A 14,796-nucleotide genomic window follows, 5' to 3' on the forward strand; every position below is an offset into this window, starting at 1 on the left:
AGTGCCTACAGGGAAATACATTCCAATGTAGGCGCTGACGCAGGCTGCGATCTTTTGCTTTCAGGAATTCACTTTCTTGCGCGGCACGATTTTCTTCAGCAGCTGCCTCGCCTTGCCGCGCAGGCGTGCCAGTCCGGTGGCCTTGTCCGGTGGCGTCAGACCCTGTTGACGCAACCAGTCCTTCCAGCGAATCCGCTCATCGCGCACCAGCCAGCCTTCCTGTCGGGCAAAGCTTTCAGCCAGGTACAGACCGCGGGTACTCGCCGGATACAGTTGATCCTTTTTCAGGGTATACAGCTCAGGCAGCGGCTGACCGTCATGCAATGGCATCAAGTACAGATCAGGCCGTTTGCGATCAAGCCGCGCGACGAGTTGATCGCCTTCCAGACGCTCGTCGACATGAAACAGGCTCAGGGATTTGGCTTCCTTGGGCACGTCCAGGCGCAGGTCATAGATCAATTGCAATGACGCCGTCGGCAAATGCACGTAGGCCCGTGGCCGCTCCAGCAGCTGCAGGTTGGCGCAGCGCACCGGGCGCGCCGAACCGGACAACGGCGTCAGGCGAAACGGCAACGCCTCGCGGTAATGCAGCGCGGCGGAGTAGGGCGCTGGCAGCCAGGTGTCGTTGAAGCGCCCGCCAAGCCAGCCTTCCGGCGTTTCCAGCAAACACTCTTCGGCAATTTCCTGAATTGCCGTATGCAGCGGAATGTTCAGTTCGTGAGCCGGCACATAGCCGGAAATCAGCTTCAGCACCACATCGCCGCGATCCTGCCGACGCTGGCGTACCAGCACCCAGTAATCGCGGTTCTGCCAGTGCAGGGTCAGGCGCACGGAAACGCCGAGGTTGGCCAGTTCCAGGGCAAAGCGTTCGCTGTCGGCGACGCTGACCGGTTTGCGCCGTTGCAGGGTCTGGGCGAAATTCAGCGGCATGCCGACGCTCTGGTAGCTCAAGCCATCAGGCGTGGCTTCGACGAACAGCGGCAGTGTCTTGAAGTTGCTCGGGTTCTTGCGGATCAGCGTGCGCGGCATATCGGCTCCTGGCTTAAGGCCGCGGGGCGGCGTCAGTGATTACGCAGTACCTTGGCAACGGTCGCTACGTTATGGGCGAGGTGCAGCGGATTGATGGTGCCGACAATAGCACTGGCGACACCGGGCTGAGTGAACAGCAACTCGAAGCTGGCGCGCACCGGATCGACTCCCGGACTCAGACAGACATGACCGCTGGCCAGGGCTTTTTTCACCAGAATGGCTTTGCCGTGGGCAGCAGCATAGTCAATGACCGCCTTTTCGTTTTGTTCGTTCAGATTGTAGGTGACCATCGCGCAGTCGCCGTGCTCCAGCGCTTTCAAGCCGCCTTCGACGGTTTTGCCGGAGAAACCGAAGCCGCGAATCTTGCCCTCGGCCTTCAGCGCCGCGAGGGTGGCGTAGACCTCTTCGTGCTCGAGGATCGCCATGTCGTTGCCGTCGGAGTGCACGAGAACCAGATCGATAAAATCCGTTTCCAGACGTTGCAGGCTGCGCTCGACCGACATCCGCGTGTGCGCGGCGCTGAAGTCATGGTGCGACACGCCGTCGGTAAACTCTTCGCCGACCTTGCTGACGATCACCCAGTCCTGACGCTGGCCGCGCAGCAGCGGGCCGAGGCGTTCTTCGCTGCGACCATAGGCCGGCGCGGTGTCGATCAGGTTGATGCCCAGATCCCGCGCCTGGCGCAGCAGCATGCGCGCCTCGTCGTCGCCGGGAATCTGAAAGCCGTTAGGGTATTTCACGCCTTGGTCGCGGCCGAGTTTGACTGTGCCCAGACCCAGCGGCGACACCGTCAGGCCGGTGCTGCCCAGCGGGCGATGCAGTTCGTGCAGAGTGGCGATGGTCATGGCAGCAGTTGCTCCCAGGCGGGTACGCCAAGTGGCGGTTTCGGCAGCGGCGGCAGCGGCTCGGTCGCTTGCGGCTGGATGCCGTCACGCTGCAGCGAAGCGATGACGCGGTCGGCGAAGTCTGGCGCCAGCGCCAGTTTGGTCGGCCAGCCGACGAGCAAGCGACCTTCCTCGGCGAGGAACGCGTTGTCCGGACGGGTCAGGCCGGTCTGCAACGGCTCGGCGCGATCGACGCGCAGGGTTGCCCATTGCGTGGTGCTTAGGTCGATCCATGGCAACAGTTGCGCGACTTCCTTTTGCGCGGTGGCGATCTGTTCGGCCGGCTCGCGAGCGACGCCTTCGCTTTCGGCGATGTCACCGCCCATGTACCAGACCCACTGGCCATCAGCCGCCGGGTGCGTGGTCACGGTGATGCGCGGCTTGGTGCCGCCGCCCAGGCAGTGCGCGTACAGCGGTTTCAAGCCGGGGCCTTTGGCGAGGATCATGTGCAGGGGGCGGCGCTGCATGGCCGGACGGCTCAGGCCCAGGGCTTCGAGCAGTTCGGCAGTGCCGGCACCGGCGCTGAGGACGATGCGCTGGGCACGGATCTCACGGCCGTCGACTTTCAGGCCGACCAGCACGCCGGCTTGCAGCAGTGGTTCGATAACCTGCCCGGCGAGCAGACCGTCACCGGCCAACTCGGCCAGACGCTGGATCAGGCTCGGCACATCCACCACCAGTTCGGCCAGGCGATAGACCTTGCCCTTGAAGCGCTTGTCCTGCAGGGCTGGCGGCAGTTCGTCGCCCTTGACCTGATCGACCCGACCCCGCACGGCTTTGCTGGCGAAGAAACTGGTGAGGTTGCCGGCCAGCGTGCCCGGCGACCACAGGTAATGCGCTTCGGACAGCAGGCGTACGCCGGACAGATCCAGCTCGCCAGTCCCGGCCAGCGCTTCGCGCCAGCGGCGTGGCATGTCGGCGATCGCTTCCGAAGCACCGGTCAGCGCGCCGTGCAGCGCGTACTTGGCGCCGCCGTGAATGATGCCCTGGGACTTCACGCTCTGCCCGCCACCGAGGCTGGCGCTTTCCACCAGCACGGTCGAAAAACCCTGGCGGCGCAGGCGCGCATTCAGCCAGAGGCCGGCGACACCAGCGCCGACAATCAGAACGTCGGTGGAAATAACGGATGGCATGCAGCGACCTCAGTGTTCAAGACGAGGGCGCAGTATACAGACTCGGGAAAGGGGCGGATTTGTCGAAAATCAACCGGGCAGATACAAAACCAATGTGGGAGCGAGCTTGCTCGGGCGTGTCAGTCGATGTATCTGTTGCCTGACACACCGCGTTCGCTCGCTCCCACAGGGGGACGTGTTTTTTCTTTAGTGCCCGGCAGTTTTCGAGAACAGCTGAATCACCACCACGCCCAGCACGATCAGCGCCATCCCCAGCATCGCCGGGATATCCAGTTTCTGCCCGTACAGAAACAGCGCCGCGACGCTGACCATCACGATGCCCATCCCCGCCCAGACAGCGTAGGCAACGCCCACCGGCACGGTGCGCACGACCAGCGTCAGCATCCAGAACGCGATGCCGTAACCGACGATGATCAGCATCAGTGGCAGTGGCGTGCTGAAGCCCTTGACCGCTTTCATCGAAACGGTGGCGATCACTTCGGCGCAGATGGCGATGGCCAGATAGACGTAGGCGTTCATGGTTCGATCCTCAAATAAATCGTTGCTTGCTGAGGTGACATTCTAGTGATTGCTCAGATGGGGTAAAGTCATTACCTATCTGATCCATAGATAGGTGGGAAATCCATATGCAGTGGAATCTTGAGCAGCTACGCATATTTGTCGACGTCGCCGAGCAGCGTTCGTTCTCTGCCGTGGCGCGACGGCAGCGCAAGGCGCAATCGGCGGTCAGTACTGCCGTCGCAATGCTCGAAGAGGATTTGGGCGTGAGCCTGTTCGAGCGCAGCAGCGGTCGCCAGCCAAGTCTGACCGAGGCGGGCGAGGCCTTGCTGGAAGAAGCGCGGGAAGTGCTGCGCCAGTGCGAGCGCCTCAACGGCCGCGCCATGGCCATGCTGCGCGGCCAGGAGGCGCAGCTGCGTGTGGCGCAGGACGAGGCGATGCCCTATCAGGCGCTGGTGGAAAGTTTCGGCGAACTGGCCGAGCAGTTTCCCAGCCTGGAAGTGCAACTGACCAGCGCCGCGCAGGGCGAAGTTGCGCGCAAGCTGGTCGAGCGTCGCGCCGACCTCGGCCTGCTGTTCTACCACGATGAAATCCCCGAGGCGCTTGAGCGCCGCGTACTCGGCAGCGTCGAAATGGTAACGGTGTGCGGCGTCAATCACCCGTTGGCCAAGTTGCCCTACGTGACCTGTCAGCAACTGGCGCAACACCGACAACTGCTGATGTCGACGCAGACCAGCGTCTACCCCGGCAACGAGCCGGCCAGCCCCCAGGTGTGGCGTGCCGACAGCTTTTATGTGATGTCCGAATGGCTGGTGCGTGATCTCGGTTGGGCCTGGTTGCCGCGCCACGTTGTGCAGTACTCGGCGTATCAGGGCCAGATGGTTGAGCTCGACAGCGAATGGACGCCGCCGGCACTGGTGGTGGAATTGGTCTGGCGTCGCGACGAACCGCTCGGCCCGGCCGCGCACTGGCTGGCGGAACGTTTTGCCGTGCACTTGCGGGCGATCGGCGACAAAAGCCGATAAACTCCGCCGCCATGAATAGAACTCTCTACACCGCGCTGTTTTACCTGGGGCTGCCATTGGTGGCGATTCGGCTGTGGCTGCGCGCGCGCAAGGCGCCGGCGTATGCCAAACGCATTGGCGAGCGCTTTACTTATGGCATGCCGACCTTGCAGTCCGGTGGCATCTGGGTGCACGCGGTGTCGGTGGGCGAAAGCATTGCCGCCGCGCCGATGATCCGCGCGCTGCTGGAGCGTTATCCGGCGCTGCCGATCACCGTGACCTGCATGACCCCGACCGGCTCGGAGCGGATTCAGGCACTGTTCGCCAACGAGCCGCGCATCCAGCACTGCTATCTGCCGTACGACTTGCCGTGCGCAGCGGCAAGGTTTCTTGATCGCGTGCAACCCAGGCTCGCCGTGATCATGGAAACCGAGCTGTGGCCCAACCATATTCATCAATGTGCCAAGCGCGGGATTCCAGTGGCGTTGGCCAATGGGCGGTTGTCGGAGCGTTCCGCCAAGGGCTATGGTCGATTGCGCAAACTCACCGCACCAATGCTTGCCGAGATGAGTTTGTTTGCCGTGCAGACCGAAGCCGAAGCCCAGCGCTTCCGTGATCTCGGCGCACGTGCGGAAACCGTCGAAGTCACCGGTTCGATCAAGTTCGACCTGACCATCGACCCGCAACTGCTGCAACGCGCAGCCGAGTTGCGTAGCCAATGGCAGGCACAGGAACGTCCGGTGTGGATCGCGGCCAGCACCCACGAGGGCGAAGACGAAGTAGTGCTCGACGCCCATCGTCGCCTGCTGGCCAATCATCCGGATGCATTGTTGATTCTGGTGCCACGCCATCCGGAGCGCTTCAACTCGGTGTTCGAGCTGTGCCAGCGCGAAGGTTTCGCCACGGTGCGCCGTTCGACCGGGGCCCATGTCGATGCGCAGACGAGCGTGCTGCTCGGCGACACCATGGGCGAGTTGCTGTTTCTCTATGCCCTGGCTGACAGCGCTTTTGTCGGCGGCAGTCTGGTGCCGAATGGCGGGCACAACCTGCTCGAACCTGCCGCGCTGGCGAAACCGGTACTCAGCGGCCCGCACCTGTTCAACTTCCTGGACATCGCCGCGCAATTGCGCGAGGCCGGTGCATTGGCCGAGGTGGATGATGCCCAAGGGCTGGCGGTTGAAGTGCAACGCTTGTTCGAATTGCCGCGTGATGCGCAGCGCATGGCCGAGGCGGGGCTGGCGGTGATGCGCCGCAATCAGGGCGCGTTGCAGCGGCTGCTGGATGGTTTGGGTAGATTGATCAAGTAAGCAAAAAGATCGCAGCGTGCCGCAGCTTCTACAGGAGAAATGCCTTCCTGACTGCAGGAGCTGCGGCATGCTGCGATCTTTTGCTTTTTAAAGCCTAAGGCCGGGCTTTCAACTGCGCCTTGGCCGCCGGCGCAGTGATCCACAAAAAACCGACAGTGATGTCGGTTTTTTTGTGCCTGTTGAATGGCCGAGTTCGTGAGGGAAGTTTCCTTCCGACTTTGAGGAAGCACCCTACATCAATCCTTTTTTCACCTTGATAGCGTGCCCGGCAGTTCTCGCGAGCACAGACCAGGGACGGTTTCCACATCGCTCTTTTCCTCTTTGCTTAAGGACAAGCGTATGTTTCCGTCCACCAATGCAGCGCATTTTGTGTTGCAGATTCCTGCTATCCGTCACGACTTCCAGGTACTGGCTTTCAGCGGCACCGAAGCGATCAGCACCCTCTACCGCATCGATATTGAACTGGTCAGCGAGCACCCGGATTTTGATCTGGAGAGTCTGCTCAGCCAACCGGCATTTCTGCAATTTGGCCACAACGGCGAAGGCATTCACGGGCGTATCGAAGACGTGCTCGTCGGCGAGGCGGGCAAGCGCCTGACCCGCTATCACCTGACGCTGGTACCCGCGCTGCACTATTTGCAGTTCAGCCACGATCAGCGGATTTTCCAGCGAATGACCGTGCCGCAGATCATTGCCGAGGTGCTTGAGGGGCACGGTATTCTGGGCGATGCGTTTACCTTTCATGTCGGTACCAGCGCTGCTCGTGACTACTGCACTCAGTACGCGGAATCTGATCTGGCCTTTATCCAACGGTTATGCGCCGAGGACGGCATCGCCTGGCATCACCAGCACTCACCGGACGGCCATTTACTGGTGTTCACCGATGATCAGGTGTTCCTGCCCAAGCTTGGCGCCACGCCCTATCAGCAAAACTGCGGCATGGTCGCTGAACATCCTGTTGTCAGCCGTTTCAGTGCGCGCCTCAGCACCCGCACCAGCTCCGTCACCCGCCGTGACTATGACCTCAAACGTCCGAGCCTGCTGCTCGAAAGCCACTTCACCGCCGAGTTCACGCCGGTGCTGGAGGACTATCGCTACCCGCTGTTGATCGAGAATGAAAAGTCCGGCAAGCAACGAGCCCGGCAGGCGCTGGAGCGCCATCGCCGCGACTATGAGTTGGGCGAAGGTCAAAGCGATCAGGCAAATCTGCGCTGTGGCCATCTCTTCAAACTGACCGGACACCCGCGCAAAAGCTGCAATGACCTGTGGTTATTAATCAGCATTCGTCACCTCGGCCGCCAGCCACAAGTGCTCGAAGAGTCGATCATCAGTGACACCCAAGCCGCTGATGGTTTAACCCAGGGGTATCGCAACACCTTCAGCGTAATCCCCGCCGAGGTGGTGTTTCGCCCACCGTTGCCAGCGCCACGTCGCCCGCTGGTCTGTCAGACCGCACGGGTCACCGGGCCGGCCCATGAAGAAACCCATTGTGATGATTTAGGACGCATTAAGTGCGAGTTCGATTGGGACCGCGCCGAACTCGATAGTGAGCGCAGCAGTTGCTGGATCAGGGTTTCATCGAATTGGGCCGGGGAAGGCTTCGGTTCTGTGACGATCCCGCGCATCGGCATGGAGGTCGTGGTGACCTTTCTCGAAGGTGATCCGGACAAACCGCTGATCACCGGTTGCGTGCCCAACATGGTCAAATCCCCGCCCTACACCTTGCCCGAACACAAGACCAGAACTGTGCTGCGCAGCCACAGTTCACCGCACACCGGCGGCTACAACGAGCTGATGATCGAAGACCGCGCCGGCCAGGAAAAAATCTACCTGCGCGCCGAGCGTGACTTCGAGCAGTTGATCCTCAATGACAGCCACAGCCTGATCCGCCGGGACCGTTTCGAGCAGGTGGACAACCACAGCATCAGCCTGATCAGGGCTGACGAACGGCACACCACAGAGGGTATGCGCAACACCGTCGTTGGCCGCGACGATCTGCTCACGATCAGCGGCAACAGCTGCACCACAGCGGATGGAACGCTAGTGATTCAGGCTGGGCCCCATGCACGCGTCACCGCCAGTCAGGTGGTCATCGATGCCGGTACGAGCCTGACGCTGACCGCCGGCGGCCATCACATCGTGATCGACCCGGCCGGGATCTTCAGCAGTGTGGCGATCGTCGAGGGCGGCGTGCCGATGGCGGGAGTGGCGGTGCAGTCGGCGTTGGGGGCGCAACCTCAAAATCATCAGGCTTCGCTTGCGCTGTCCATTACCGCGCAAACAACTGCGCTGGCTCAGGCTGCAGATCAAGCCATTGCGGTGTGTGCCGTGTGCGAAAAACTCGCGCGGGTGAGCGCATGAATCAGGCTTATCTGTTGCTCGATCGCATCCAGATTGAAGGCCTTGCGGATCGTCTGTTCGCCCTGACAGGCGGCGCGACGGTTCACTCGCTTTATCAACGCACCGCCTACAGCGCCTTGGAAAAGGTCGGGCCATTGCTGGTGGGTGTCGGACCCGACAGCCCGCTGGCGCAGGTGTTTTGGCAGGAGTGGAGCGTGACGGCGGGCATTTGGCTGGAGTCGCAGGCCGATGAAGATCAAGTGCTGAAACATTTGCGCAGCCTGATCCACGCCCGCGTCGAGGGTGGGGCCGCGGTGCTGTTTCGTTTTTACGACCCACGTATCACCGCGTTGTGGCTAAGGGATTTGCCCGCTCCCGAGCGGGATCGATTGATGGGGCCGGTATCGCTGATACAGCTACCGGATTCGCCGATCCAGCAGCAAACCGAGCAACCGGCGATCCCGTATGCGGACACGCCATGGCTGTTGTTTACAGCGCAACACCTTGATCGCTTGAGCACTGCCAAGCGCCAGTCTTTCGCTCGACAGTTGATCGAACACGCTCAGCGCTATTACCCCCAATCCCTGCAATCACTGGATTCGGCTGCGTTGCAGCAATGGGCCGTGGACTGTCAGGCCAGTGCTGCCCGCAGCGGCTTCAGCGCCGCCGATGAAGTCCTGCTCTGGGCGCGATTCTTCGCCGTACTCGGCGCGGACTTCCCCCAGGGGCCGGAGCACGGCGCGTACCGGCAGTTGCTGTGCGAACGCGGAGTTTTGCCACGTCAGCGTCTGGACAACCTCAACAGCGCATTGACGCAACAGTTGCTGAGCGACAAGGAATCAGTCCTATGAGTGCCGAAAAACTGGCCATGATCGACGAGGCCGCGCAGGCCGAACGCGCCGCCAGGTCACATCCCCATGCGGACATCAACAGCACGGTGCAACCGTGTCCGGCCGGTCAGGCTGAACTGTTTGTGGTGCCGGTGCGCTATGCGCTGGCGCACGAAAAAGCTGAACACACTTGCTGCGTCCCTGGTGTCGCGCCCCAGAGTCGGCCGATGGCGGCGCGGCGCTTGCGCGCAGGGTTTGTGTATGTCTGGCAGGATCAGGGGCCGCTCAGGCGTTTCGCCGTCTCGCCGCAAGGATTGTTGCAGGAGCAGCCACTGAACGCCGACTCCGCTCCGGTTCCCGACGCACCGCTGGCAGGCCTGACGCTGCAAAAAATCCACGATGCCTGGATGCTTTACAGCGAGTTCCCCCTGAACGCCGAGCATCGCCAATCACTGAGCGAGAGCGGCGCCAAGCGTAACCAGCACATGCGCCACATTGCTCTGCGCTCGGTGGCTGACAACTTGCAGGCCCCGCACTGCCCTGCGCTGGAACAGTTCGATGAGGTCGTGGCCGAGCTCATCCCGAATACCTATGCCCGGTCGATGGCGGCCGATCAGCAAAAAAATGCCGACGACACCGGTGCGCTGGGCCGCGCCGTGATGAACGATCCGACCCCGGGCAACATCAAGGCTTACACCGACGCGATGCACCGTGTCCGAGCGCGCGAGGCGTTTCTCGCTCAACATCCCGCCGCCAGCGATCTACCGCCGGGCGAGTGGAGTGCCGAGCCATGGGACGGGCAGGGCACGCGCAACTGGCTCGACAACGCCAAGACGCAAAGTGCGGGGCTGTATGCCGTTTTTGCCTGCCTGGACGACGATCTGGGGGTGTTGCGCGATATCAATCACGAGCAGGAGCAGCTAGAAGCGGGCCACGAAACATGGCTCGGCGACAACAGTCTGCGTCTGAGCATCGGCGGCTTTGTGCGCAGCTTGATCACCGAGGATGGCGCCGAACTGGCCGGCAATCTGAATTATCGCTACAAGGATCACGACATCAGCCTCACGCCCGAACAGGGGCAGGTCATGCTCGATGCCCAGCATCGACTCGATGAACAACTGCGGGCTGAAACCCGGGCGCGTCAGTACGGTGGTCAGCCAACGGCGGGCGAAGCGGCCGCACGCGGGGCACGCATCGCTGACATCGTCGCCCCGGTACGTCGCTTCATCCCCGCAGAGTTGTACAACGAAGCCGAGTTCGTCGTGCGTGAATACCGCGCGGAAAAACACGCCAACCTCAACAATCACCTGCTGAGCGCCAAGGTCGGTCAGTGCATCGATCTCGACGCGATGAACACATGGTTCAGCGAAACCGCCGCGGCGCATTACCAACAGCTCGAACAGCGTCATACCGTGCTGTTCGCCGACCGGGGTGTGTACCTGCGACGCTCGGCCAGCGGCACCTGGTTTGTCGATTACGACGACCTCGAAACCCGCCAGTGGCTGACCGAACTCGCCACCCGTTGCCTCACTGCGCAATGCATCCGCGCCCAGGGCGCCGAGCAATACGCCGACTACGTGCGCGCCGCCGATGGCGGCGCGCTCAGGCAACTGTTCAACGCCTGGACGCCGTCGCTTGAAGCGGCGGTCAACAACGCGTCACGCCTGAGCGAGCTGATGGCCGCATTGGCCGTCGACAACATCACTGCCACGCATCAAGCCCTGGCGCCGCTGAGCGTGGTGCTGCTGGAGAACATCGCAACCATGGCCCGCGACGCTGCCAGCCCGTGGAACGTGCTGGTCAATCGGCTGGGCGCGGCGTTGCTGTTGCTCAGGGGTGACAAGGGCTTCAGCACCTCGTGGATGAGCATTTTCATCGCCGCGAGGCTGGGCGGCGAGAGCCGTTTGCAGTCAGTGACCGAGGGTACCCGGCCGGTGTGGCAGCTGTCGGGCCAGCGGGCCGAAGCGTTGGGTGAATGGGTGAACAAGACGGGCAAAGCCATTGGTGTCGGGCGAGTGGAGCGGATACTGAATGCGCCCGCAGTGGTGAACAGCGGCGGAGTGGTGCCGTTGGCGGCGCTGCTGCTGAACGTGGTGAATGTGCAGAACTATTTGAACGACGCCGGGGTGTTGGAGGGGATGGAGGCCCGACGGGTGAACGACACGGTTTCCGCGAGTTTGTATGGGGCGGCGGCTTTGGTGGCGGTGGTGGATAGTCAGGTGCGGATGGGGTTGGGGAAGGATCGGTTTTATTTCTTTGGTTCTGCTGCGCCTACGCTTACGTTGTTTGGAGGGGTGATTGGCGGGTTGTCGGGCGCTGCGGCAATGGCCGAGTACAGGTCGTTAAAAATGCAACTTGAAGGTGCGCAAAACCGAATTGATCCATGGCTGGAGATGCGCCAGATCGCGGTCGGAGGCCAAGTAGCGGCCTTCGGTGCCCAAGCTATGTTAGGGATCGGATATACCGCACGCGCTTTATCCGGTTCAATAACAGTGGAAGCTGCCATCTTGCGTTACACGCTTTATATGGGGCCCTTGACCTGGATTATTGCCGCATTAGGTCTGCTGTACCTGACAGCCTGGTTCTTCGAAAAGACACCGCTGCAAAACTTCCTGAACAATTGCTGTTGGTCTAAAGCGCGGGCTAGAGATCTAGGACCCATAGCGGCTAAAGCCCAGCAGGACGAACTCGACCGTTTGTACCTCATCCTTTATACGCCGCGGGTCCGCATGGAAAGCAGTTCCAGGCCGGCGCCTGATGATGGCCGTACCGGTCTGGTTTTCGTCAGCGCCGTTGATTCTCTGACTATTGACCTGCCAGGTGCCGAGCCCAGCAGTGTCTACCTCGAACTGAGCATGGTTGGAGACCCGGTGGACACTCAGGGCTACCGCCATCTGATCAAGAACAGCCCCACCAATGGTTACAAAGCACCGCGGCCATGGCGAGACATGACCCCGCACTGGCTGGCCAGCAGCCGTTGTGCGTGGATTCCGGTCAAGGAAGGACAAGGCCTGCGGCTCAGCGGCCCATTCAAGGAACTTGCCAACGTTCTGGGCACGCCACCCGGCACGGTTTCACTTCGGTTGCGTTATCGCACGCCGTTGACCGTGATATTGGGCGCTCGCAATTTTATTGGTGGAGAACGTGGTTTGGCTTTCACCTTGAACAACTCGACCGGCGTCATAGCGCTGAGAAACGACCCGACGCCCGAACTTGATCGTGTGCCGAATTACCCGCTCGGTGCGGATCACCCCGGCGCCATTTACCTGCAACCCAAGGACAAACGATGAGTGCGCCAGCGGCAGGCTCCACGAAGAAAGGGATATTTTCGCGTAATGACTATTTAGCGCCACTGCCGATCCCCACCGGAAGGAAACCTTCTGATGTACTCAATATTATCTGGCGCAAAAACGAGGTATTTCTCGATATAGGTAATTACAGCATCGGGTCAGCAGTCATGGTGCTGTGGCCAGGAGTGATGCTGTTCTTATCCATGGCATATGGATTTAGAGACATTGCACCGGATCTCAGCGTTTTTGCGCTAATTGGTGGAGGGATAATCACTGGTATCCCAGCACTGTTTTTGGTCCAAGGCCTCTTCCGAAAAGTCCCGTTACCCATACGCTTCAATCGTCAACGCCGCGAAGTCTGCGTCCCCCGCGACAACGGCGAGTACTGGATCGTCCCCTGGGAATCCGTAACCGCCGCCGCCACTCAGCATTCATCAGTCAGTCAGGCTGGTAAAACCACGATGGGGCTGCTGGTCATCGGTTTCGAAAACCCAGACCCAGACGCTACCGAAGACAACAAGCATTTTTCATGGGGCTTCAACTGCGGCGGCGGCACAACTGCGATGGCGCTGTGGGAATGCATGCGCAGTTATATGGAGATCGGGCCAGAAGCCGTTGAGGATGCAACTGCTCGTTTCGACAGATCAAAAGGAATCTGGGCTACTTATCTCGACGATCTGATCAAGGCTGCGAAGTTGCGAGGCTGGTTTGTCACCATTCTTTGGGAAGGGTTCTGTGGGATTTTCATATTCAACACGCTACTGATAGACGTACTTGAACGCTGGAAATTGAATCCGCCACCTGATTTGCTCCATACCGACATCATCGAATGGTCAAAGCCACTCCCGCCGGAACAATGGGCCAAACGTTCCCCGGAGTTGGAAGCCGCCATTGCCAAACGCGAGGCCGAGTTGACCGGGCGAGCGGAGGCTCAGGTATGAGCACGCCAATGGCAGGCACCACAAAAAAACGGATATTTTCGCGCAACGATTATCTGGCGCCATTACCTGTTCCTACGGGTGAAAGGCCTTGCGACGTACTCAACACCATCTGGCGCAAAAACGAGGTGTTTCTCGATATTGGTAACTACAGCATCGGTTCGGCGGTGATGGTGATGTGGCCTTCGCTGATGGTGTTCGTATTTATGGGTTACATCACCCCGGATCCCGGATTAATCTGGCTTGGGGCGTTATTTGTCATCGGTATCCCTTCACTTTTCGTTGTTCAGGGCCTCTTACGCGAAGTCCCGTTACCCATACGCTTCAATCGTCAACGTCGTGAAGTCTGCGTCCCCCGCGACAACGGCGAGTACTGGATCGTCCCTTGGGAAACCGTAACAGCCGCTGCCACTCAGCATTCATCAGTCAGTCAGGCCGGTAAAACCACGATGGGGCTGCTGGTCATCGGTTTCGAAAACCCAGACCCGCACGCTGCCGAAGACAACCAGCATTTTTCATGGGGCTTCAATTGCGGCGGCGGCACAACCGCGATGGCGCTGTGGGAATGCATGCGCAGTTACATGGAGATCGGGCCAGAAGCCGTTGAGGATGCAACTGCTCGTTTCGACAGATCAAAAGGAATCTGGGCAACTTATCTCGACGATCTGGTCAAGGCTGCGAAGTTGCGAGGCTGGTTTGTCGCCATTCTTTGGGAAGGGTTCTGTGGGATTTTCATATTCAACACGCTACTGATAGACGTACTTGAACGTTGGAAATTAAATCCGCCACCTGATTTGCTCCATCCCGACATCATCGAATGGTCAAAACCACTCCCGCCGGAACAATGGGCCAAACGTTCTCCAGAGTTGGAAGCCGCCATTGCCAAACGCGAGGCCGAGTTGGTCGAGCGAGCGGAGGCGCAAGCATGAGTACGCCAGCGGCAGGCTCCACGAAGAAAGGGATATTTTCGCGTAATGACTATTTAGCGCCACTGCCGATCCCCACCGGAAGGAAACCTTCTGATGTACTCAATATTATCTGGCGCAAAAACGAGGTATTTCTCGATATAGGTAATTACAGCATCGGGTCAGCAGTCATGGTGCTGTGGCCAGGAGTGATGCTGTTCTTATCCATGGCATATGGATTTAGAGACATTGCACCGGATCTCAGCGTTTTTGCGCTAATTGGTGGAGGGATAATCACTGGTATCCCAGCACTGTTTTTGGTCCAAGGCCTCTTCCGAAAAGTCCCGTTACCCATACGCTTCAATCGTCAACGCCGCGAAGTCTGCGTCCCCCGTGTCAACGGCGAGTACTGGATCGTCCCTTGGGAATCCGTAACCGCCGCGGCCACTCAGCATTCATCAGTCAGTCAGGCTGGTAAAACCACGATGGGTCTGCTGGTCATCGGTTTCGAAAACCCAGACCCAGACCCAGACGCTAGCGAAGACAACAAGCATTTTTCATGGGGCTTCAGTTGCGGCGGCGGTACAACCGCGATGGCGCTGTGGGAATGCATGCGCAGTTACATGGAGATCGGGCCA

The 14,796-nt window shown here is 60.3% G+C and carries 11 protein-coding genes and 1 pseudogene; 8 read left to right on the forward strand and 4 right to left on the reverse strand.

The window, feature by feature from the left end:
* Window positions 1-60 precede the first annotated feature (60 nt).
* From ACP7D9_RS16885 to ACP7D9_RS16900, 4 genes are all read right to left on the reverse strand, one after another.
* Window positions 61-1,029, reverse strand: a complete 969-nt coding sequence (locus ACP7D9_RS16885) for a metal ABC transporter ATPase (protein ID WP_101156449.1) — start codon at window positions 1,027-1,029, stop codon at window positions 61-63.
* A gap of 32 nt (window positions 1,030-1,061) precedes the next feature.
* Window positions 1,062-1,874 carry an aldo/keto reductase gene (locus ACP7D9_RS16890; RefSeq protein ID WP_426158688.1) on the reverse strand — a complete coding sequence of 271 codons (813 nt, stop codon included), beginning with the start codon at window positions 1,872-1,874 and terminating at the stop codon, window positions 1,062-1,064.
* Window positions 1,871-3,046 (reverse strand): NAD(P)/FAD-dependent oxidoreductase, encoded by a 1,176-nt coding sequence (locus tag ACP7D9_RS16895; RefSeq protein ID WP_426158690.1) that lies wholly within the window; start codon window positions 3,044-3,046, stop codon window positions 1,871-1,873. The genes ACP7D9_RS16890 and ACP7D9_RS16895 overlap by 4 nt, the downstream gene beginning before the upstream one ends.
* 186 nt (window positions 3,047-3,232) lie before the next feature.
* Window positions 3,233-3,565, reverse strand: coding sequence for a DMT family transporter (locus ACP7D9_RS16900; RefSeq protein WP_426158692.1), 333 nt, complete (start codon window positions 3,563-3,565; stop codon window positions 3,233-3,235).
* Between the two features lie 107 nt (window positions 3,566-3,672).
* Between ACP7D9_RS16900 and ACP7D9_RS16905 the strand changes: the two genes are divergently transcribed.
* The 8 genes and pseudogenes from ACP7D9_RS16905 to ACP7D9_RS16940 all read left to right on the forward strand — a co-directional run.
* The gene (locus ACP7D9_RS16905) at window positions 3,673-4,569 is read left to right on the forward strand and encodes a LysR family transcriptional regulator (RefSeq protein WP_426158694.1); all 897 of its coding nucleotides are present in this window, start codon (window positions 3,673-3,675) and stop codon (window positions 4,567-4,569) included.
* Window positions 4,570-4,580: 11 nt separating this feature from the next.
* On the forward strand, window positions 4,581-5,855 hold the full coding sequence (gene waaA, locus ACP7D9_RS16910) for a lipid IV(A) 3-deoxy-D-manno-octulosonic acid transferase (protein WP_426158696.1): 1,275 nt from the start codon (window positions 4,581-4,583) through the stop codon (window positions 5,853-5,855).
* A gap of 339 nt (window positions 5,856-6,194) precedes the next feature.
* The gene (tssI, locus tag ACP7D9_RS16915) at window positions 6,195-8,216 is read left to right on the forward strand and encodes a type VI secretion system tip protein TssI/VgrG (RefSeq protein ID WP_426158698.1); all 2,022 of its coding nucleotides are present in this window, start codon (window positions 6,195-6,197) and stop codon (window positions 8,214-8,216) included.
* Window positions 8,213-9,046, forward strand: coding sequence for a DUF4123 domain-containing protein (locus ACP7D9_RS16920; protein WP_426158700.1), 834 nt, complete (start codon window positions 8,213-8,215; stop codon window positions 9,044-9,046). Before tssI ends, ACP7D9_RS16920 begins: the two co-directional genes overlap by 4 nt.
* Window positions 9,043-12,315, forward strand: coding sequence for a toxin VasX (locus ACP7D9_RS16925; RefSeq protein ID WP_426158702.1), 3,273 nt, complete (start codon window positions 9,043-9,045; stop codon window positions 12,313-12,315). The genes ACP7D9_RS16920 and ACP7D9_RS16925 overlap by 4 nt, the downstream gene beginning before the upstream one ends.
* Window positions 12,312-13,256 (forward strand): hypothetical protein, encoded by a 945-nt coding sequence (locus tag ACP7D9_RS16930; RefSeq protein ID WP_426158704.1) that lies wholly within the window; start codon window positions 12,312-12,314, stop codon window positions 13,254-13,256. The genes ACP7D9_RS16925 and ACP7D9_RS16930 overlap by 4 nt, the downstream gene beginning before the upstream one ends.
* The gene (locus ACP7D9_RS16935; RefSeq protein ID WP_426158706.1) at window positions 13,253-14,182 is read left to right on the forward strand and encodes a hypothetical protein; all 930 of its coding nucleotides are present in this window, start codon (window positions 13,253-13,255) and stop codon (window positions 14,180-14,182) included. The genes ACP7D9_RS16930 and ACP7D9_RS16935 overlap by 4 nt, the downstream gene beginning before the upstream one ends.
* A pseudogene (locus ACP7D9_RS16940) lies at window positions 14,179-14,796 on the forward strand (hypothetical protein); the annotation flags it as partial. The gene ACP7D9_RS16935 and the pseudogene ACP7D9_RS16940, both read left to right, overlap by 4 nt.

This window comes from Pseudomonas sp. TSRC2-2 (assembly GCF_049897785.1).
GTDB lineage: Bacteria > Pseudomonadota > Gammaproteobacteria > Pseudomonadales > Pseudomonadaceae > Aquipseudomonas.

What these genes read in the sequence shown, in the direction of transcription:
- ACP7D9_RS16885 (WP_101156449.1), bottom strand. Translation starts at nt 1,029, where the DNA reads ATGCCGCGCACGCTGATCCGCAAGAACCCGAGCAACTTCAAGACACTG.
- ACP7D9_RS16890 (WP_426158688.1), bottom strand. Translation starts at nt 1,874, where the DNA reads ATGACCATCGCCACTCTGCACGAACTGCATCGCCCGCTGGGCAGCACC.
- ACP7D9_RS16895 (WP_426158690.1), bottom strand. Translation starts at nt 3,046, where the DNA reads ATGCCATCCGTTATTTCCACCGACGTTCTGATTGTCGGCGCTGGTGTC.
- ACP7D9_RS16900 (WP_426158692.1), bottom strand. Translation starts at nt 3,565, where the DNA reads ATGAACGCCTACGTCTATCTGGCCATCGCCATCTGCGCCGAAGTGATC.
- ACP7D9_RS16905 (WP_426158694.1), top strand. Translation starts at nt 3,673, where the DNA reads ATGCAGTGGAATCTTGAGCAGCTACGCATATTTGTCGACGTCGCCGAG.
- waaA (WP_426158696.1), top strand. Translation starts at nt 4,581, where the DNA reads ATGAATAGAACTCTCTACACCGCGCTGTTTTACCTGGGGCTGCCATTG.
- tssI (WP_426158698.1), top strand. Translation starts at nt 6,195, where the DNA reads ATGTTTCCGTCCACCAATGCAGCGCATTTTGTGTTGCAGATTCCTGCT.
- ACP7D9_RS16920 (WP_426158700.1), top strand. Translation starts at nt 8,213, where the DNA reads ATGAATCAGGCTTATCTGTTGCTCGATCGCATCCAGATTGAAGGCCTT.
- ACP7D9_RS16925 (WP_426158702.1), top strand. Translation starts at nt 9,043, where the DNA reads ATGAGTGCCGAAAAACTGGCCATGATCGACGAGGCCGCGCAGGCCGAA.
- ACP7D9_RS16930 (WP_426158704.1), top strand. Translation starts at nt 12,312, where the DNA reads ATGAGTGCGCCAGCGGCAGGCTCCACGAAGAAAGGGATATTTTCGCGT.
- ACP7D9_RS16935 (WP_426158706.1), top strand. Translation starts at nt 13,253, where the DNA reads ATGAGCACGCCAATGGCAGGCACCACAAAAAAACGGATATTTTCGCGC.